19 protein-coding genes are annotated in these 18,885 nt (G+C 33.4%); 8 read left to right on the top strand and 11 right to left on the bottom strand.

What is annotated here, in order from left to right; genetic code table 11:
* Positions 1–3: 3 nt before the first annotated feature.
* Positions 4–1,158, bottom strand: coding sequence for an efflux RND transporter periplasmic adaptor subunit (locus tag AC1Q5Z_RS14730; protein WP_202004790.1), 1,155 nt, complete (start codon positions 1,156–1,158; stop codon positions 4–6).
* Positions 1,159–1,424: 266 nt separating this feature from the next.
* Between AC1Q5Z_RS14730 and AC1Q5Z_RS14725 the strand changes: the two genes are divergently transcribed.
* The 4 genes from AC1Q5Z_RS14725 to AC1Q5Z_RS14710 all read left to right on the top strand — a co-directional run bounded on the left by AC1Q5Z_RS14725 (position 1,425) and on the right by AC1Q5Z_RS14710 (position 5,093).
* Positions 1,425–2,471 carry a sensor histidine kinase gene (locus AC1Q5Z_RS14725; protein ID WP_343584000.1) on the top strand — a complete coding sequence of 349 codons (1,047 nt, stop codon included), beginning with the start codon at positions 1,425–1,427 and terminating at the stop codon, positions 2,469–2,471.
* Entirely contained in the window at positions 2,468–3,199 is a 732-nt protein-coding gene (locus AC1Q5Z_RS14720; protein WP_198857410.1) for a LytR/AlgR family response regulator transcription factor, read from the top strand. The genes AC1Q5Z_RS14725 and AC1Q5Z_RS14720 overlap by 4 nt, the downstream gene beginning before the upstream one ends.
* Before the next feature lie 25 nt (positions 3,200–3,224).
* Positions 3,225–3,518, top strand: a complete 294-nt coding sequence (locus tag AC1Q5Z_RS14715; protein WP_286971268.1) for a DUF3861 domain-containing protein — start codon at positions 3,225–3,227, stop codon at positions 3,516–3,518.
* A gap of 345 nt (positions 3,519–3,863) precedes the next feature.
* Positions 3,864–5,093 carry a PQQ-dependent sugar dehydrogenase gene (locus AC1Q5Z_RS14710; protein WP_343584004.1) on the top strand — a complete coding sequence of 410 codons (1,230 nt, stop codon included), beginning with the start codon at positions 3,864–3,866 and terminating at the stop codon, positions 5,091–5,093.
* Between the two features lie 131 nt (positions 5,094–5,224).
* Here AC1Q5Z_RS14710 and AC1Q5Z_RS14705 read toward each other — a convergent pair whose 3' ends face one another.
* The 5 genes from AC1Q5Z_RS14705 to AC1Q5Z_RS14685 form a co-directional block, all read right to left on the bottom strand.
* Positions 5,225–5,839, bottom strand: a complete 615-nt coding sequence (locus AC1Q5Z_RS14705) for a thioredoxin family protein (protein WP_198857413.1) — start codon at positions 5,837–5,839, stop codon at positions 5,225–5,227.
* 6 nt (positions 5,840–5,845) lie between these two features.
* Positions 5,846–6,322 carry a TlpA family protein disulfide reductase gene (locus AC1Q5Z_RS14700; RefSeq protein ID WP_343584008.1) on the bottom strand — a complete coding sequence of 159 codons (477 nt, stop codon included), beginning with the start codon at positions 6,320–6,322 and terminating at the stop codon, positions 5,846–5,848.
* Between the two features lie 111 nt (positions 6,323–6,433).
* Positions 6,434–7,090, bottom strand: coding sequence for an Imm19 family immunity protein (locus AC1Q5Z_RS14695; RefSeq protein ID WP_492445578.1), 657 nt, complete (start codon positions 7,088–7,090; stop codon positions 6,434–6,436).
* A 9-nt stretch (positions 7,091–7,099) separates the two neighbouring features.
* Complete coding sequence (locus AC1Q5Z_RS14690) at positions 7,100–8,449, bottom strand: DUF6138 family protein (RefSeq protein ID WP_492445576.1); 1,350 nt, start codon at positions 8,447–8,449, stop codon at positions 7,100–7,102.
* Positions 8,450–8,480: 31 nt separating this feature from the next.
* Entirely contained in the window at positions 8,481–9,179 is a 699-nt protein-coding gene (locus AC1Q5Z_RS14685) for an SMI1/KNR4 family protein (RefSeq protein ID WP_492445574.1), read from the bottom strand.
* A 280-nt stretch (positions 9,180–9,459) separates the two neighbouring features.
* Here AC1Q5Z_RS14685 and AC1Q5Z_RS14680 point away from each other — a divergent pair, with 280 nt between their 5' ends.
* On the top strand, positions 9,460–10,374 hold the full coding sequence (locus tag AC1Q5Z_RS14680; protein WP_492445572.1) for a DsbA family protein: 915 nt from the start codon (positions 9,460–9,462) through the stop codon (positions 10,372–10,374).
* Positions 10,375–10,377: 3 nt separating this feature from the next.
* On the opposite strand, the gene AC1Q5Z_RS14675 is transcribed toward AC1Q5Z_RS14680, so the two are convergent.
* Together AC1Q5Z_RS14675 and AC1Q5Z_RS14670 are read right to left on the bottom strand one after the other, a co-directional pair.
* On the bottom strand, positions 10,378–10,806 hold the full coding sequence (locus AC1Q5Z_RS14675) for an NUDIX domain-containing protein (protein WP_492445570.1): 429 nt from the start codon (positions 10,804–10,806) through the stop codon (positions 10,378–10,380).
* A 97-nt stretch (positions 10,807–10,903) separates the two neighbouring features.
* Entirely contained in the window at positions 10,904–11,377 is a 474-nt protein-coding gene (locus AC1Q5Z_RS14670; protein ID WP_492445568.1) for a CinA family protein, read from the bottom strand.
* A gap of 347 nt (positions 11,378–11,724) precedes the next feature.
* On the opposite strand from AC1Q5Z_RS14670, the gene AC1Q5Z_RS14665 reads away from it, so the two are divergent.
* Genes AC1Q5Z_RS14665 through AC1Q5Z_RS14655 form a run of 3 tightly spaced genes read left to right on the top strand, consistent with a single transcriptional unit; the run spans position 11,725 to position 12,961 of the window.
* Entirely contained in the window at positions 11,725–12,207 is a 483-nt protein-coding gene (locus AC1Q5Z_RS14665) for a hypothetical protein (RefSeq protein ID WP_198857422.1), read from the top strand.
* Positions 12,208–12,242: 35 nt separating this feature from the next.
* Complete coding sequence (locus AC1Q5Z_RS14660; RefSeq protein ID WP_198857423.1) at positions 12,243–12,641, top strand: hypothetical protein; 399 nt, start codon at positions 12,243–12,245, stop codon at positions 12,639–12,641.
* Positions 12,642–12,688: 47 nt separating this feature from the next.
* Complete coding sequence (locus AC1Q5Z_RS14655; RefSeq protein ID WP_343584026.1) at positions 12,689–12,961, top strand: PrgI family protein; 273 nt, start codon at positions 12,689–12,691, stop codon at positions 12,959–12,961.
* 73 nt (positions 12,962–13,034) lie between these two features.
* Here the strand turns inward: AC1Q5Z_RS14655 and AC1Q5Z_RS14650 are convergent, their stop codons facing one another.
* From AC1Q5Z_RS14650 to AC1Q5Z_RS14640, 3 genes are all read right to left on the bottom strand, one after another.
* Positions 13,035–13,403: a SpoIIAA family protein gene (locus AC1Q5Z_RS14650; protein ID WP_198857425.1), complete on the bottom strand. Its 369-nt coding sequence runs from the start codon at positions 13,401–13,403 to the stop codon at positions 13,035–13,037.
* 410 nt (positions 13,404–13,813) lie between these two features.
* Complete coding sequence (locus tag AC1Q5Z_RS14645) at positions 13,814–15,583, bottom strand: RagB/SusD family nutrient uptake outer membrane protein (RefSeq protein WP_343584028.1); 1,770 nt, start codon at positions 15,581–15,583, stop codon at positions 13,814–13,816.
* A 5-nt stretch (positions 15,584–15,588) separates the two neighbouring features.
* Complete coding sequence (locus tag AC1Q5Z_RS14640; RefSeq protein ID WP_343584031.1) at positions 15,589–18,873, bottom strand: SusC/RagA family TonB-linked outer membrane protein; 3,285 nt, start codon at positions 18,871–18,873, stop codon at positions 15,589–15,591.
* Positions 18,874–18,885 lie beyond the last annotated feature (12 nt).

The following is an 18,885-nucleotide window of genomic DNA, read 5'->3' as shown; positions in this document are numbered from 1 at the left end:
TTTTTATTTTAAATCGGCGTAAACTGCTTCTTGGCTTTGATTATTAGGTTTAATTTCAGTTCCTTCTTTCAATGAAGCTACTCCTTCTAATACGATTTCATCTCCAGCTTTTAAACCGCTTGTTACCACATAATAGTTTCCTGCTGAATTGTCTAGCACTGTGATATTAGCATTTGTTGTCTTTTTGTCTTTTCCTACAATAACTGCAAACATTTTATCTTGTAATTCGAAAGTGGCGCTTTGAGGAATTATAATGGCGTCTTTAACGTAGTTCGGAATTTGAACTGTGGTACTGCTTCCGCTTCTGATAATTCCTTTTGGATTTGGGAAACGTGCTCTAAAGTTTACAGTACCTGTTTCTGTATTAATTAATCCGTTTACGGTTTCTATTTTTCCTTTTTGATCATAAGTCGAACCGTCTGAAAGCAATAAAGAAACATCTGGCATACTTTTAATTTTTTGGTTTAATGAACCTCCTGCGTCTTTAGTAAAATTTAGCAGAACTTTTTCATTCATTGCAAAATATGCATATACATTACCAATACTTGAAACTGTTGTTAAAGGCTCAGCTGTATTAGAACTCACCAAACTTCCTAAACGGAAAGGTATTGAACCTACAACTCCATTTACTGGACTTGTAACAGTTGTATATCCTAAATTAACTTTAGCATTTACTAAAGCTGCATTTGCTTGCGCTAAAGATGCCATAGCTGACTCATAAGTATATTGAGCCGATTCTAAATCGTATTTGCTGATAATTCCTTTCTCAACCAATGGTTTTACCTTATTCACAGCCAATTTAGCTGAACTAACTTCTGCCTGGGCACTTTTAATGCTTGCTGTCGCAGTACGAACTTGCTGCTCATATTCTGGAGCGCTAATCTTAAATAAAGGCTGTCCTGCTTTAACTACAGCACCTTCATCAACAAAAATTTTATCAATATAGCCTTCAACTCTTGGGCGAATTTCTATATTTTGCTGTCCTTGGATACTAGCAGGAAAATCGCTGTTTAATGTCGCTGATTTTAGCTGTAATGTCACAGTCTTATATTCTTTAATCTGCGGCGCACCTCCGGCTTGAGCCGATTTATCATTTTTACCGCAAGAAGCGATAATAAGTGATGCTGCGAGGATGCTTAAAAATGATTGCTTAGTCATTGTGAAAAATGTGTAATTATCGATTATATGTGAACAAAAGAAATAAAATATAAGATACGAAAAATTTCAAATAGACGAAGAGCAAAAGAGAATCGATAAAAGTAAGATGAGAACCGATGGTTTTATTTAAAATATTAAACAAGTGTTTAATTTTCATCTTATCGGCTCTAAAATGCTTTTTAGAGACTCTAAATCCCATTTTAGCGATTACCAAAAAATTGTATTTGAATAAAATGTAATATTGTCCATAAATATCAAGAATTACAATGGGACCAAGCTTTTTCAGACCTTACTTATTTACCGGATTACACATACTGAGCTGGGTATTATTAGGCTTTATAATGCTGTTTTACATACCTTTAACTTGGAATGTAACACTACCTGGTGTCTTCTGGCTCTGGCAAATGGTCTTATTGATTTTACTGATCATCATTTTTTATTCGAATGCAAGAATTATAGTTCCAAGAACCATTTTTAAAGACAATACTTCTCCTTTTCTAGTTTGGGCTTTTATTACGATTTTTGTTATGCAGGTTATTGCATACTTTTATACTTCACAAACTGATCTTCACACCAAAATAAGTTTGATTCTAGGATTCAAAAAATATAAAAATCCTTATTTTGACAATTATGTTTTAATGCTTAGTTTACTTGTTTTAGGAATAAGCACAAGCTGGGCGATGTTGCAATATTGGCAAAAAGCGGCTCAACATAAACAAAAGTTAGAACAGGATAAAACGGCTGCAGAACTTGCAATGCTCAAGGCACAAATCAATCCGCATTTTTTCTTTAACTCGCTTAATAGCATTTATTCTCTTACTTACACCGATATTGAAGATTCTAGGAATGCGCTTCACACTTTGAGCCGTATGATGCGATATTTGCTTTACAGCACAGAAGAAAAAACAACGTTGCTGAAAGAAGCTGAATTTATGAGAGATTTCATTGCATTAATGAAACTTCGTGCCAATAGTAAACTGACTATTACGACAGATATTCCTGAAAAGATACATGATTACCCAATTGTTCCGATGTTATTACTACCTTTAGTAGAAAATGCTTTTAAACATGGTGTTCATGCCACTGATAAAAGTGAGATTTACATTAAGCTTACGCAAAATGAAAGCGAGCTGGAATTTGAAGTTGAAAACACTTATTTCGAAAAAACAGCAGTTACTGATGTAGGCGGAATTGGTTTGACCAACACCAAACGAAGACTGCAATTGATTTATCCGAATCAGCATTTTATTTCTTTTGGAGTTACGGATCACGGAACATATAAAATTAAATTGAAGATAAATTTAGAGCAATGACAGTATTAAAATGTATAGCAGTAGATGACGAACCATTGGCTTTAAGACTGGTAGAAACCTTTATAGAGCAGACTCCGTTTTTAGAATTAATTACGACCTGCGACAATGCTGTCGATGCCATGGGACTTATCAGGGAAACAAAACCAGATCTTGTTTTTTTAGACATTAATATGCCTAATTTAAGCGGAATGGAATTGGCAAGATTAATACAAGATCAGCCTGGACCTTTACCAAAAATTATTTTTACTACGGCTTACAATCATTATGCAATTGAAGGTTATAAAGTTAATGCGGTAGATTATCTTTTGAAGCCTTTTAGTTACGAAGAATTTTTGCGTGCTTCAAGCAAAGTTTTACAATTATCTGAAGAAGCCAATAATAACTTTAATACTATTGCTGCCGATGATGAATTTATCTTCTTGAAGGTAGAATATCAATGGGTTAGAATTTCGCTAAAAGATATTACGTACATAGAAAGTTTAAAAGATTATGTAAAAGTACATCTTGAAGATTCGCAGAAAGCCTTAATGTCTCTTATTTCGCTTAAAGCTCTAGAAGAAAAACTTCCTTCTTCAAAATTCATGCGCGTACATCGTTCTTTCATTGTCTCATTAGATAAAATAAGCGCCATTAGTAAAAACTCCATTTTTATTGATAAAATAGAAATAACGGTTGGCGAACAATATAAAGAAGCCTTTAAGACATTAGTCGATAAATGGCTGAAATAAATTTAGAATAAGAATTACAAAAATCATGGAAAAAAGATCAAACAAATATTACCTTACTTTAAGCCTTAAGGAATATGCAAACGGTGAAACCGAACCGGCAAAAGAACTCGGAATAGAATTTGACAATCACGATGAAATCTTTGGAATTATTGAAAGAATAAAGTCTAAAAACATTTTCGCAAACGAATCTGAAGCTGTTCAGTTTGCTTTAGGATTAAAATTATTCAGCGAAATAAAAATAAAAAACCGCAAAAATCCTCTTTTTGAAGAACTAAATGAAGTTTTTCCAGTCTTCATGAAAAAACTAAAAAGCCTTTAAAAATACCTTTAAAGGCAAGACCTCAGCTTAATACTTCTTGAATTTTAGAACGTTAAATTTCTGCTAAGAAGAGAACAAACCCTTGTTTTATGGCAATATTTTGTAACAATTTTCCGTTCCAATAAGGCATGTCCCACTAAATGCTTTCCGAAAGAAGTTTAATTTCTGTTTTTTGAAATTCATCTGCTTCATAAAAAATGGCACTAGCATTTAGGCATTCTTAATTGAAAACAAAACAGAGTATTCGCTCGAAACTAACCATTTCGATTTTTAATGAATCTCTATTCTTTCTAGAAATGTTCGGTAATGCAAAAATTTATTTTTAACCACCAAAATGAAAGCATTATGATAATTCAAAAAAGTATTTTTCTTCTAGCCGGAATTCTAGCATTGAGCAGTTGTTCTAATAACGACAATACTGAAGGAGGCACAGATCCAGGACCAACAGGACCTCCAGTAGAAACTGGAACTGCAAACACTACTTATAAACCAGCATTTTCTGGACAAACACGAGCAGGAAGCATTCAAACAACCACCGAGGTTGAATCTAAAGTAATCACCAACGGTTTAAGCGCTCCTTGGGGAGTTGCCTATCTTCCCGACGGACGCCTTTTGGTAACTGAAAAAGCAGGCAAAATTAAAATCGTAACTCAAACAGGCGTTATCAGTAATGCTTTAACTGGTGTTCCTGCTGTTAATCCTGATAGTCAAGGTGGTTTACTCGGAATTTGCCTTGACCCTGCATTTGCTACAAACCGAATGATTTACTGGGCTTTTTCTGAAATTGTTGCAGGCGGAAATATTACCGCTGTAGCGAAAGGCAGAATTTCGGACAATGAAACAGCAATTGAAAATGTTAACGTCATTTACCGTTCTAATACGCCAAATGCCAGCACATTGCACTACGGAGGCCGAGTTTTATTTGATAAAACAGGAAATCTATTTGTAAGCATTGGCGAAAGATCTGTATTAGAAACGCGCCCTTTAGCGCAATCTGTTACCAGCAGTTTGGGTAAAGTTGTTCGCATTACAACAAGCGGACAAGCAGCGCCGGGAAATCCTTCTTTTACACAAACGGGAGCTTTACCAGAACTTTATAGTATTGGACACAGAAATCCGCAGGGATTGGCAATTCATCCAACTACGGGAGAATTATGGCAAAGCGAGCATGGCCCTAGAGGTGGTGACGAAATTAATAGAATTACAGCTGGAGCAAATTACGGCTGGCCAACAATTACTTACGGAATCGAATATAGTGGTACGAAAATTGGAGAAGGAATTACGCAACAAACTGGAATGGAACAGCCTGTTTATTACTGGGATCCTGTAGTTTCGCCAAGCGGTATGACTTTCTACGCTGGAAACCGCGTTCCTGAATGGCAGAATAATCTTTTTATTGGTGCTTTGAGCGGTATGCATATTGTGCGTTTAGCTTTTAAAGACAATAAAGTGGCTGGAGAAGAAAGATTATTGGCTGGCGAAGGTCAAAGATTTAGAGATATTACACAAGGAAAAGATGAAGCATTATACGCCGTTACCGATCAAGGAAGACTTTATAGAATAGATAAAAAGTAAACTTGTTCATTATACATGCCAAAAGAAACGCCCCAAATATGGGGCGTTTGTATTTTATTATTTTTTTGTTTAAAGTTTCACGTTTTATTCCGTTACGTTTAACCTGAAACTTGAAGCCTGAAACAAAACAATTAAGCTTTTGCTTTTCTTTTTACTGTACAGCCAATTTCTTTAGTTTGTGTAATGGCTGGTTTTTGACCGCTTTTTAATGATGCGATAACCTCTTCTGCATATTTTGTCTTTTGCGGATTATTTCCTTCTGGATCATTATCGATTGCTCCTACGTATTCTACAACATTTCCTTTTGCTGTTTTAGAAACGATAAAGATGTGAGGTGTACGTTTTGCTCCATATTCATCAGTAATTTTTTGTCCTGGATCAAATAAATATGGGAAAGGATATTTCTTGTCTTTTGCCAAATCTTGCATTTTAGCAAAAGTATCTGCTGTAGAAGCTTCAGGATCGTTTGGATTGATTGCAATTACCGGATATCCTTGTGGTTTGAACTTTTTATCCAAATCGATAATTCTTTGCTCGTATCCTACTGCGTAAGGACAAGTATTGCAAGTAAAAACAACAATATATCCTTTTGCATCTTTAAAAGTTCCAAAAGAAACGTCTTTGTTGTCCACATTTTTCAGTTTGAAATCTGGTGCTGCGTCGCCCGCTTTTAGTGTTACGCCACTTTGGGCATGCGAAAGAAAAGCAGAAAATGCTAATGCTAGTAATAAGATTATTTTTTTCATAATGGTTTACAGTTTTTTATATTCAGTTAATAATTGTTCATAGGTAAATTCGCTTTCAACAAATTTTCGTTTATCATTTTTAATAAAAAGTGTTGCTGGAATACTTCCAGACCAACTTGGATCTATTCTATCAATAAATTCTTGTGGATTACTTTCGTTTAAAAGAAAGACTTCATTCTTTAAGTTTTTCCTTTTTACAAGCGGGATTACATTTGAAGTTAGTTTCGATTTAAAATCTAGACTTACTAATAAAACAGCCAGTTTTTCTGATTTATATTCTGCTCCTAATTTCTCAAAATGCGGCAGTTCTTTTATACAAGGCGCACACCAAGTCGCCCAAAAGTTAACGACGTATGTACTGTCTTTCCCATTTTTGATTCTCTCATTAAGCTGATTAATATTTATCAGTTTCACATTCTGACTATAAGCCGAAACTGAAATAATACCGAATAAAAATAGATAGAAAAAAGGCTTTATTTTCATGAGAAGAATGCTTTAGAATTAATTTGTTTCCTACAAATATAAAATAATGATAAATTAGTTTTTGTTAATGAAAGTTTAATGAGTCTTTTAAGCTACTAAGTAGCTAAGATTCTAAGGGACTAAGTTGTTTTTCAGAATCTTATTCAATTTCGTTACATCTTCTTTGTAGCGCGGATAATCTGTTATGTTTCTTACACTATGATTTTCGGTATTTGTCAATCCGATATCTTTTATTTCTACAAAAGGAGATTGCATTACTAATCCATTTAAAATACAGTCTGAAATATATTCTGAATGTGCTTCAAACTTTGGAATTGCGTTTAAATGTTTTACCATTATGGGTTTTAAAACAGCTTTTTCATTTTCTTGTATTCCTGTCATTGGAAGAAAAAGAAGAAACAGATTAGGATATTTTTCAAAAGCTAATAATTTATCCAAAGTAAAAAACCAAGCTTCAAAATGACCTCCTAAATTCCCAATATAAATATCGTTCAAGAAAAAGTTGATTTCATATTCTGCAAATTCAACTGCATAATTTAAATCATCATTTATTTCGCCTGCAACATATCTTGGATTTTCCTCTATATCTTCTTCATTGAAAAATGATCTTTCCCATTCGTATGCTTTGGTTTCATCTGTTTTTACAACTTCTAAAACCTCATCAATATTGAGTTCTTCTTTTTCATCATAGCCTCTCGACCAACAGAAATAATACTTCCAGAAAAAAGTGTTATTGTTGAGTTCATCGATTTGTATTTGCTTATTCATAACGCTTCATTACAAAAGTTTCTCAAAGATTTCTCTTTCTGAATCCGTAAGCTGTTTGCTAATTTTAGTAAAACCTTTACTTTGTCCAAACGTAGTATAGATCACACCTTCCCAGCAATAATCTGCCATTTCTTGTACATTAGTGCTACTTTCTGAATATTCTTTTAAATCTTCTTCTGTAAAATAATACGAAACAAAATTCTCTTTATTATCCAATAATAACTTCAAGCTATTTTCATTTGTAAAATAAGAAATGAAAGCTTTATTATGCGGATGTTCTTGCATTGACAAAACAGCATTGATATAGACTTTAATTGATTTTTCGTTTATTCCGAATTTCTCCAGAAACACTGGTGTAAATTTCTGCTGAATAGATTGATGTTCTCCATCTATTGTTTGATAATAATCTACTAGTGCATCAAAATACTTTTCGTCCTGCAATCCTAAAGCAAAAACAGCAAAAGTTGAAGGCATGGCACAATTTTCGGCTTCAAGATTGGTGTACCATTCGTATTTCTTTTTAGTAAGATCAATATATTCTAAAATACCATTATGCAGATTTGGATATTTTACCGCTCCAGCAAAAAAATAATTTTGTCCGCATTTTGGAAGTCCTTTTACAGGAAGCAATTCTTTTGTTTTGGACGAAAAACTAATTTCAAAACTTTTAGGAAAATCAGATTTTAGAAGGTTATTTACGAAGTTTAATGCTTTTGCATAACTTTCTTCTGTTTCGGTAATTAGTTTAAGACTTATTTTAGCAAAAACATCATTTGCTTTACCTACAAAATCTTTGTCTTTGTATTCTGTTAACTCTTTTGAAAGTTTTCCTGTTCCGTACTTCTTAAGTTGTTCTACTTCATCAGAACCTAATTCAGTTACCACATCAAAATACTCATTTGCTGTAACTGTGGCATAACTTGGTCCATACTTTATATGAGAAACAGCAATATAACATATAAAACTCAAAAGCTCTTTTTGTTCTTCTGTCAATATGGGTTTCGGAAGTTCTTCTTTTGTTTTAGGTATAAAAATCTTGTATTTGCCTTTTTTTACTCTTTCAAAACTATTAAAGACCAATTCTTCAGCTTGCAATCCTAATGTATAACGGTAGCTATCGAATCCGTTAAGTTTTCTAAGTTTTTCAACAAACGAAATGTAAAACTCTTTTGAAAAAGGTCTCGTCTGGAAAAAATATTCAATTATGGGAGATAACAGAAATTTTTCTCCCGAATCTAATAGATACGGATTCGGATATGCTTTATCAATTTTAACGGTATTATTATCAATCGCTTTAATGAATTTTTCTAAAAGCGCTTCGTTACCTTCTATTTTTACTAAATAATTTAATTCTCTCATTCTCTATTTTATTGTCACATTTTTAATTTGATTATTCTTCATCCTCTTCATCATATTCTTCATCGTCATAAGACAGATAAGACCAATCAATATCAACAAGATCAAGAATGGCATCAAATCGTCCCTGATCGCTTGATCCAATAAAAGCTCCTGTACAATTGTTTTCCTGATCGAATGACAAACTGATCACCTCATAAAAATCATCTGTATATACTTTTTGATTTTCTCTGCTGATTTCGGGAACAATCGTATAATTTTCTTCTACAAACTTTACAATTTGCGAGTCTATTTCTCCTAAGTAATTTCCATTAAATTGAAGTCCGCCCAAAGTACCGTTGAAAACTGCCATCAGCAGAAAAAAGTTCTCCGATGTCTCAGTTTCTATTTCCCAATCTGATTTTTCTATTGTGTCGTAATTGCCATATACTGACGGATTATCCTGTAATAGATCTTCCTTTTTAATTCCCCAAAAAGCTACGTTTTGATTTTCTTCATAAAAAACCAAAAAATCATCATCAGAAAATCCGATTTCATTTTCAGGTTTCAAAAGTCTGTTAAAGCAGTAATTAAGATTTTCTTCTTTCCCAAGTTCCAGATAATATTCTTTGATTTTTGAAGGAAGTTTTACGTTTAATGTTTTCTCAAGATCGAGAATCTGTTTTTCTGAAAATCCGTAGTTTTCATTTCCAGATAGGCTGTAAAGGCGTTTAATTTTTTGAATATAATTCATCTTTGACTTCTATTTTTACGAAGTGAAAAATAAACAATTAATTACAAGCCTGCAATTACTTTATAATGATAATCTCACTTTTTTGTAAAAGCATTTTCTCAAAACTAGGATGTATTTTCTAGTCATGTTTTTTTGACTAATTGACTCGCTATGATTTTCGGCTCAACTTTGCAACATATTCATAAATCCGAGAGTACCTTTTAAAACTATTATGAAAATACTGTCGATACTATTAATCTTGATTTGCAGTGTAAGCTGTCAGTCACAAACGAACACTAAAATGAGTGAAGAAAAAACAAATCCGTTATTATGCGATCCTGTAAGCGGAATGTGTGAAATGCCTGTTGGCGAAAGTTCAAATGCCAAAACAGCTATTCCAACAGAAAATAAACCTGTAAAGATAATTTACTATACCGATCCAATTTGTTCTTCTTGCTGGGGAATTGAACCTCAGCTTAGAAAACTAAAACTAGAATACGGCGATTATTTCGAAATTGATTATCGAATGGGCGGTTTATTGCCAGATTGGAGTTATAATAGCGGCGGAATAAGCAAACCTTCTGATGTGGCGCATCATTGGGATGAAGCCAGTTTGTATTACGAAATGCCAATTGATGGAAATGTTTGGCTTGAAGATCCATTAGATTCTTCCTATCCTTCCTGTATTGCTGTGAAAGCAGCACAAATGCAGAGTAAAGAAAAAGCGGTTAATTTTATGCGTATTCTTCGCGAAAAACTTTATCTAGATAAAAAGAACATTGCTAAATGGGAAAACATAGCAGAAGCTGCAAAAATCGCAGGTCTAGATGTTCCGAAACTAAAAGAAGATTATGATGATGGCAAAGAACTTTTTCAAGATGACTTAAATTTAGGAAAAACTCTTGGCGTACGAGGTTTTCCAACTTTATTTTTAGCCAACGCCGATAATAATCAATTAACTGTTTACGGTTCTAAACCTTATGATGCTTATGAAAATGCTTTATTAGCATTATTTCCTGAAGCAAAAAAGAAGAGTATTAAAAATGAAAATCCGCTAAATCTGTTTGAGATTTTTCATACATTAGCCCCAAAAGAATATGCTGTTATTTTGGATAAATCGACTTCTGAAGCTACTTCTATTTTAGAGAAATTACATCAGCAAGGTTTATTGGGTAAAAAGACAATCAAAAATGGTACACTTTATATTAAAAAGTAAACTTTACTGATTGAGAATGTTAAATCGTTCTCTGTATTTGGCAAGCACAATTTTATCTATTGGTAAAACAAACGGATTTTCATTGATATCAATCCATTCAAATCTGCTTATATCTGATGTACTGATTTTCATTTCTTCAAGATTACTAATTTTTACGATATAATAAACCAAAAGAATCTGTCTCCCATCATCAATAATAGATTCAACAAAATGTTCTTGTGTATATAAATGTTCAACGATTTCGATTTTAGCATTAAGTTCTTCTTCAAATTCTCTGTGCAGACAATCTAGAATACCTTCGCCAAATTCTACACCTCCACCTGGAAGTTTACAATATATTTTGCCTTTGTGATATTCGTAAAGTGCTAAAATCTTATTATCGTTTTCGCAAATTGCATAAGCTCTTACGTTAAAACTAGAGAGAGGTTTCATAAATGAGAAAATCAAAATTCTTTAGATGCAAATTTAAAAATTAAAAAGCCGTAAAGGTAATTTCTTTATGGCTTTTACTATTCTAATATCTCTTTCTTTATATCTCTTTCAAAATCAAATCGGCTATAACATCTATTGCTTGGTTTATAATGTTTTCTGGCGTTCCTTTAAATTCATAACGTTTGGCTATTTGTTTTTCTCCAAAAATAATGTGTATAAAAATAGTTCCTACTGGTTTTGAATCGCTTTCGCTTCCTCCTGGTGTTGTAAGTCCTGTTAATCCAACACAAATATCAGAATTAACATAACGGTAAAAATTCTGTGCCATTAACTTGGTGACTTCTGCAGATTCGGCACTATGCTGTTCAATTGTTCCCCACGGAATCTGTAATAAATCTTCTTTCATAGACGAATGATAACAAACGATTCCCCCTATTAGAACTCTTCCAGAATTAAAAACCGTAGAAAACTCATAACACATTTTACCTGCAGAAGCGCTTTCTGCAAATGCTATCGTTAAGTTCTTTTCTATTAAAGCCTCACAGCATGCCATTATCTTTTCTGATGCCATATTGATTCAAATTTAATTGCACATTGATTTCATATCAAATGTAAATTGTTCTCTTATAGTAAACTTACATAATTTCTTACAATATTTACATTATAAGTAACTGTTAATTATGCAACTATAATACTTTTTTCTATAAAACCTCCCTTCTATTTACGTGTTAAATTTGTAATTACAGCATTTTAAAAAATGCCATGAAATACAAGCCTTTAATTAAAGTACGAGCCTAAAAAGAATTTACATCAACAGAAATGTTGCAGAACGTGAATACAGTAAAACTGTAAAGAATTAGCAAGTCTTCTATGCGAAGATTCAATATTGGAAAAATAACAAATCAAAAAAACACTATTATGGAAAAGCAACACAACCATGATTATGGTCAATTTGATCCTGATTATATCGAACAAAACACGCTTGTTGACGGTTCTTATTCTAATGAGGATGAGTTTAAGCAAGTTCTGAAAAAACACGATAATCGAGAATTTGGCGAAAGTGATCCTGATTATTACGAACAAAACACTCTTATTGATAATGACGATTATGCTCGCGATGAAGATCCGTATCAATATCAAGAAGAGTTTATTCAAGATCCTTCTCATTTACAAGGAGACTTTGAAACCAATATTAAAGCAGAAAATATTCCAAATCAAGAAAGAATTGTCAATGAAGATGATGACATTACGAATGACGGAACTCAAGACGATTTAAATGATGAATATGATGCTGATTTAGATTACGAAAATGACGTAGAAAAAGATAGTGATTTTGACAAAGATGAAAATTTAGATGACTTTGACGCAGAACATTATCCAGAAAATCATCCGAGAGAATAACGAAAAAAAATATCGTAAATTGTAATGCATTAATCATGACTTTAGCTGATCAAATTGTCTGGCTTTTTATTCTAGCAATTCCAATTGCCTGTATTAGCTGGACTGTAACACACGAGGAGATTTTTAGAGAGCCTCATGAATGGTGTGTCAGGCATTCTAAAAATGACAGACACATTTTATCAAGAAAGTTCTTTTATCTCTTTACCTGTGAATATTGCTTTAGCCATTATGTTACAATTGCCTTTCTGATCATCTGCGATTATAAACTTTTGTTAAATGATTGGAGAGGGTATATTTTGGCAGGGTTTTCTCTGGTTTTTATGGCAAATGCTTATATGAGCCTTTTTGCACTTTTACGCCAAGCTATAAAGAAAGAAAAGGTTGAAATTGAAAAAATTGAAAGCGAAACTGACAGCGACGACAGTAAAAAATAAAAAAATAGTAATTAAATAAGTAAGTATAATTAAAATAAGTTGACATCATGGAGAATTTAAATTTTATAGACCCATTATTACACGGAATTAAACCTGAAAGTAAACCGTTAAATCTGTCAGTAAAACAAATGGTATGCGCTGGTGTTGGTGTTCTTTTGGCATCGGCAGTTTTGAAAAAAACAGGGCACAAAAAAGCAAGTGCTGTTGTAGGAAGTCTTGCATTGCCAATTTTAGCATCAGCTTGCTATAAAAAATACAGTCAAGTTAGTAAAGATAAAATAGATGCTAAATCGAGCAGCGGTATCGAATACAACCACTAATCGTTTATAAATAAACTATCATAAAAAAAAGAGCGCTCATCTTAGATAAGCGCTCTTTTTTGATTCAATTGAATTAAGAAATATTTCCCTCGACCCAATTTAATGCTTTATTGAAATCTATTTTTTTATAACCACGAAACTCACCTGGAACTATATAACTAAATCCGTTTGTAAAAGAGATAATTTCTTCTGTATCGGTAACAATTGCTGCCCTATTCCACTTTCCTAAATGCTTAAGTCCCATAAGCCCGTCTTGCAACCAAGCTCCCGGCGTAAAATTTTTAATATCGGTATCTAAAACCAGCAAAAAATTAATTTCATTGATTTGTTTTACCAAATGTTCAACAGCTGGAGTTACAGCAGTTACAAAATCTTCTTTTGTCACTTCTGCCAATGCTCTAAAAGCAACAATATTATCTGTGGTGTCAATTTGATGTATCATGATTTTTTACACTTTTTGAGTTATTTAATAGCGTTTTATTCTTAAACATTTTCAGCGTGTTTTTCACTAACTCAAATATACTCATTATCAATCAGATAACACTTACATTTAACTATTCGTTTATTATATTTTTTTAAGGTTCTAAGGTTCTGAGATGCTAAGGTTCTAAGTTTTTTATGCAGAAATGTAATGCTGTGTGTCTACCGTTAAATGCATACAATCCACAAAACCTTAAAAGCTTAGCATGTAAGTTTTTTAAGCAAGCACTCCAGTGCATCTAACACAAAATGCATACAGTGCACAAAACCTTAGCATCTCAGAACCTTAGAAACTTAGCATCTTAAAAAAAAAAGCCTGTCTCTACTCGAAACAGGCCTTTTTGAAAAAAAATAAAAAATAAACACACAAGCTTAATTGTATCCTTGGTTTTGTTTGAATTCTTTAGTCACATCTATTGTTGACTGCGGAATTGGGAATACTCTTCTGTATGGCTCTGAAGCTGATTTTGCTGTTCCTGGAAGATCAAATTTCCCGAAACGGATCATTTGTGGTCTTCTGTACAATTCCCAGTATAATTCGAAGCCAATTTCATTATATAAAACCGTTTGATCGATTGAAGTCAAAGCTTTTCCTGCTACGCCTCCGTACAGAGACTCTCTTTTTCTGCTTGTACGCAATTTATTCAAATCTTCCATAGCTTGACCTGTATTCCCTTTTCTGAAATAAGCTTCAGCTCTCATTGTATAAATTCCTCCTAAACGGAATAATGGAATATCAACATTACTGTTTCCGTTTCCTCCTTCTGGATCAAATTCATATTTAAAAATACGCGCTCCTTGATTGATTTCGTTTTGAGCAAAAACAGCTTGAGCTGGATTTTTGAAAGTTAAAGAAGGCGTAAAATCCATTCTTGTTGTTGTGCTTTTTTCCATAACTAACGGAGAAACTTTAATACGTCCGTTTACCATTTCCAATGAACCAGAAGACAATAAGATTGGTCCGTATTGTAGTCCGTATTGAATTCCTCTATTAAAGTGAAACCAAGGTAAATTGGCACTTTTTGGCACAATGTCTGTTGCCGGAACACTAATATCTGTTCCATCATTCATAAACCAAGTTCCGTCTCCATATTGGTATTTTTGTTGGAATCTTGGGTCATCGTGATTTCCATCCCAAGTTGCAAAAAACTCAGGAGTTGTACATGCTGCATTTGTTCCTCTATTTGCTGCAGAAGTTCTTTGGTTACGCTCCATACACACATAAGCAAAACTGTTTGAACCGTTTCTGATGTAATCTATCTTTTGAGAAATCGCAAAAATCAATTCTTTTCCTTTTTCATTGTCTCTTGCGAAGTTTTTGAAGTAATCGCTTTCTAAAGAATATTTTCCAGAATTAATTAGCAATGAAGTATAATAGATAACACGATCCATATCTGTTCCTGTACCAGTTACAGCAGCTTCAGTAAAATTAAAGCTTGAAGATGCATTTAAACGATCTTTAAAAACAGCGCGATTCAGATACATCTGCGCTAAGAATCCATACGCGGCTTCTTTTGTAAATCTACCGTGATGCGTTTGCTGTGTTCCCATTTCTGCCAAATCTGGCACTAGAGCTTCAACATCTTTTATCAATTGATCAATTTGTGTATCAGCTTTTAAAATCTGCAAAGGCGCGTTCGGATTCATCGGATCTCTGTATGGAGCTTGTCCGTACAAATCTAAAGTAGTGTATAAATAATACGCTAAAAGTCCTTTCGCTTCCGCTAAAAATAATTTCTTCTCTGCAATTGAACTTTCTTCTACCGATTGAATTGCTGTTAACGAACGTGTAATTCCGTTTGTCAATTTATTCCAGTTATCCACTACAATCGCGTTATCCGATTTCCATGTAAACTCGTGCATGTCTCTCCATTTTCCACCGTCTCCCCAGTCACTTCCGCGCGTTGGCAATATTGCTTCATCTGTAGTGTATTCTTGCAAAGAGAAAACACCTCCGTGATCGACAAAAGTTCCGTCTCCTAAACGGTCGTAAGCAGCTGCAAGAGCCCCAGCCGGATTTGAAGTATCTTCTCCTAAAACCTCATCCAAAACAACTTCGTCAAGGTTAGTACAGCTTGCAAAAAGCCATATAAAAGAAAATATCGCTAATGTTTTTATATTAAAAATTGTATTTGTCTTCATAATAATTATAGTTTTAAAGTTGCTCCAAAACTGAATGTTCTAGAAGTTGGATAACTTGCATAATCGATACCGATAGATTGGTTTCCTCCGTTTGATTTCGGACTGTTGATTAACGGATCGTAACCTGTATAATTTGTAATCGTAATTAAGTTCTGACCTGTTATGTAAAGTGTTAATCCGTTGATCCAGTTTAATCCTTTTAAGTCAAAATTGTAACCAATACGAGCTGTATTTAATCTAATGAAATCTGATTTTTCTAAGAATAAAGTAGACAAGATTGGTGAGTTTGTTGCATTTGCTCCAGACTCATAATAACCTGTAGCTACGTTACGGTCTGATGCCAAGTTGTTAATATTTAATGCATTCAAACCTGTATTATTCAATAAATAGCCACCTGTTTGTCCGATGATAGAAAACGAGAACGAAAAGTTTTTGTATCTCATGTCACTGTTGAATCCGTAGTAGAAAGTTGGCAATGCACCTTCAATAATAATTCTGTCGCTATTATCAATTTTACCGTCTCCGTTTTGATCTTTAAAGATATTTGCTCCGTTTGCATCAAAACCAATGTGCTCTAATAAGTAGAATGAACCAGCAGCATATCCACTTTTGTAAATATTAGCATTTACACCAGATTGTCCAGGACCTGAAATTGTTCCTGTTAAGATTTCTGAAACCGGAAGATCTTGAATTTTATTATTCAAAGTCGCACCATTCATATCGATATTCCAAGTAAAGTTTTTAGTATCTACTATTTTAGAACCTAGCATAAACTCGATACCTTTATTGATAATCTTACCGTCAATATTAGTCCAAATCGTAGTTGTTGGACTCAACGCTTGAGAAGGAACATTTAAAATTGCATCGGTTGTTGTTTTATTGAAATAATCTAATGTTCCGTACAATTTATCGTTCCATAAATTAAAATCTAAACCAACGTTATACTGCGTTACAACTTCCCATTTCAAATTAGGGTTTGGCGTTCTGTTTACAGAAACTCCGTTTACTAAATTTAAATCATCATATAAATAATATCCGTCAGCTCCAGCTAAAGAGTAACTTGCCTGAGTAATTTTATTTTCAACTTCTTGATTTCCTGTTTGACCCCAGCTTGCTCTTAGTTTTAAATTATTTAAAGTAGAAGATTCTTTTAAGAAACTTTCGTTAGCAATATTCCATCCTAAAGCAAAAGATGGGAAATAACCATATTTATTGTTTTTACCAAAACGAGTCGATCCGTCGCCTCTCATAGAAGCCGTAACCAAATATCTGTTGTCAAAACTATAATTCAGCCTTCCGAAATAAGACTGTAATTCATTCTCCTGCGCATAACCTGTTGTACCAGATTGTGTTCCTTTAAATCCAGGATTAATTGATGGAGGAACTCCTTCTCCTTGATCAGAGATTCCGTCAATGCTAAAACTTGTTCCTGATCTTTCAAATTTTTGATAAGAGAAACCAGCCAAAGCTTCGATTTTATGCTTGTCTAAATTTAAATTGTAAGTCAAATAATGCTCTACCAAAGAGTTTTTAGAATCTAAATTATTCTGAACATATTTTCCTTTCGGATTCAAATCTGTTAAGTTTGGAAAAATAGTTGTGTTTCTTTCTGCCATCGAACGGTCAATACCAATATTTAATTTGTATTCTAATCCGTCAATAATTCTTAAAGAAGCTTCTAAGTTTCCTAAAACTCTTAATGTTCTCGTTTGATCTTGGTAAATGCTCAACAAATATGCAGGATTGTAATGTGCATTCATGTTGAAATTGGTGTAGTTTCCATTCGCATCAAAAACCGAACGTGTTGGATTTGCCATCAAAGTATGAACGATCAATTGTCCGTTAGAACCTCCATCATCACTCGTAGGAACTCCATCATCTTTAGTTTCACTTGCAGTAAGATTCATTTTTACTTTCAAACGTTTGTTATCTAAAAATGATTCTGCGGCGTTAATTCTTCCAGAAAGACGTTTGAAATTACTGTTACGAACCACACCTTCCTGATCCATTTGTGCAATCGAAGCATAATAATTTCCAGTTTCTGTTTGTTTAGAAAAAGAAAGCGAATTGTTTTTAGTTATAGCACTTCTATAAATTACATCTTGCCAATCTGTATTTCCGCCGTGATCAAATGCTTTGTCTGTAATTGCATTTCTATATTCGCTTGCGCTTAAAACATCTAGTTTGTTAGCCACAGTCGAAACTCCCATATAAGAATCAAAAGTTAGTGTTCCCTCACCTTTAGAACCTTTTTTAGTTGTTACCAAAACAACTCCATTAGAACCTCTTGCTCCATAAATTGCAGAAGCCGACGCATCTTTCAAAACCGTAATCGATTCGATATCACTTGTATTCAAAAAGTTCAACGGATTCTTAGCAGAAGAAGTTCCAAAACCTACATTACTTCCAGAAGGGCTTACATCATCATTTGACAATGGCACACCATCTACAACAAATAAAGGCGTACTTCCGCTTCTAATAGATCCTACCCCACGAATTGTTACATTTACTCCCGCTCCAGGCTCACCACTTGTATTTACAACACGTACACCAGCCACTTTTCCTTGCATTAAATTATCTACCGAAACGTTTACACCTTGTTTGAAACTTCCTGCTTCCAATTGTGTAACTGCACCAGTAACATCTTTCTTAGATTGTTTACCATAACCTACAACCAAAACCTCGTTTAGTTCAGCTGTATTAGGCTCTAGTTGAATATTCATAAAACCAGTCTGTACAGCAACTGTTTTGGTTTTATACCCCATATAAGAAATGTCCAATGTTTTTCCTTCTCCAACCGTAATTTCAAATTCTCCATCAAAATTAGTAACTGTTGAATTTGAAGAACTTGTTTCTGATACTGTTGCACCAGGAATTGGCACTTTAAATTCGTCAACAACTTTTCCTTTTACTTTAATTCTATCAACTGCTTTTGCATTTATTGCTTTTGGCACAGCTGTTTTTTGAATTAAAATCAGTTTTCCACTAATGTTATAATTGAAATTTGCCTTTTGCGAAAGATCATTCAAAATTGCAGTAATAGACTCATTACTATAATTTACAGTATAAGCTGTATTATCAGCAATTACAGCTTGTCCGTAACTAAATTTGTAGTCGGTTTGTTGCGTTAATTTTGAAAAAATAGAAACCAGAGTAGCTTTTTCTATTTTATTTGCTACTTTTGACTCTTTTAATAAATTAGTTTTACTGTAGCCACTCTGAAAGGCAAGTAAAGCCAGGACTAAAAAGACAAAACTCTTTAGATTTAAATAAGAAGGTTTAAAATACATGATTTAAGTAAT

The sequence above is a fragment of the Flavobacterium sp. GW823-FHT06G12 genome (genome assembly GCF_058794775.1).
Note: the sequence above shows the minus strand (reverse complement) of the source record. Positions and strands in the feature narration are given on the sequence as shown.

Excerpts from the sequence above, each read along its gene's own strand:
- AC1Q5Z_RS14670 (WP_492445568.1), bottom strand. The coding sequence starts at position 11,377 with ATGGCATCAGAAAAGATAATGGCATGCTGTGAGGCTTTAATAGAAAAG.
- AC1Q5Z_RS14675 (WP_492445570.1), bottom strand. The coding sequence starts at position 10,806 with ATGAAACCTCTCTCTAGTTTTAACGTAAGAGCTTATGCAATTTGCGAA.
- AC1Q5Z_RS14720 (WP_198857410.1), top strand. The coding sequence starts at position 2,468 with ATGACAGTATTAAAATGTATAGCAGTAGATGACGAACCATTGGCTTTA.
- AC1Q5Z_RS14645 (WP_343584028.1), bottom strand. The coding sequence starts at position 15,583 with ATGAAGACAAATACAATTTTTAATATAAAAACATTAGCGATATTTTCT.
- AC1Q5Z_RS14695 (WP_492445578.1), bottom strand. The coding sequence starts at position 7,090 with ATGAATAAGCAAATACAAATCGATGAACTCAACAATAACACTTTTTTC.
- AC1Q5Z_RS14660 (WP_198857423.1), top strand. The coding sequence starts at position 12,243 with ATGACTTTAGCTGATCAAATTGTCTGGCTTTTTATTCTAGCAATTCCA.
- AC1Q5Z_RS14715 (WP_286971268.1), top strand. The coding sequence starts at position 3,225 with ATGGAAAAAAGATCAAACAAATATTACCTTACTTTAAGCCTTAAGGAA.
- AC1Q5Z_RS14710 (WP_343584004.1), top strand. The coding sequence starts at position 3,864 with ATGATAATTCAAAAAAGTATTTTTCTTCTAGCCGGAATTCTAGCATTG.
- AC1Q5Z_RS14680 (WP_492445572.1), top strand. The coding sequence starts at position 9,460 with ATGAGTGAAGAAAAAACAAATCCGTTATTATGCGATCCTGTAAGCGGA.
- AC1Q5Z_RS14650 (WP_198857425.1), bottom strand. The coding sequence starts at position 13,403 with ATGATACATCAAATTGACACCACAGATAATATTGTTGCTTTTAGAGCA.
- AC1Q5Z_RS14730 (WP_202004790.1), bottom strand. The coding sequence starts at position 1,158 with ATGACTAAGCAATCATTTTTAAGCATCCTCGCAGCATCACTTATTATC.
- AC1Q5Z_RS14725 (WP_343584000.1), top strand. The coding sequence starts at position 1,425 with ATGGGACCAAGCTTTTTCAGACCTTACTTATTTACCGGATTACACATA.
- AC1Q5Z_RS14700 (WP_343584008.1), bottom strand. The coding sequence starts at position 6,322 with ATGAAAATAAAGCCTTTTTTCTATCTATTTTTATTCGGTATTATTTCA.
- AC1Q5Z_RS14640 (WP_343584031.1), bottom strand. The coding sequence starts at position 18,873 with ATGTATTTTAAACCTTCTTATTTAAATCTAAAGAGTTTTGTCTTTTTA.
- AC1Q5Z_RS14665 (WP_198857422.1), top strand. The coding sequence starts at position 11,725 with ATGGAAAAGCAACACAACCATGATTATGGTCAATTTGATCCTGATTAT.
- AC1Q5Z_RS14655 (WP_343584026.1), top strand. The coding sequence starts at position 12,689 with ATGGAGAATTTAAATTTTATAGACCCATTATTACACGGAATTAAACCT.
- AC1Q5Z_RS14705 (WP_198857413.1), bottom strand. The coding sequence starts at position 5,839 with ATGAAAAAAATAATCTTATTACTAGCATTAGCATTTTCTGCTTTTCTT.
- AC1Q5Z_RS14685 (WP_492445574.1), bottom strand. The coding sequence starts at position 9,179 with ATGAATTATATTCAAAAAATTAAACGCCTTTACAGCCTATCTGGAAAT.
- AC1Q5Z_RS14690 (WP_492445576.1), bottom strand. The coding sequence starts at position 8,449 with ATGAGAGAATTAAATTATTTAGTAAAAATAGAAGGTAACGAAGCGCTT.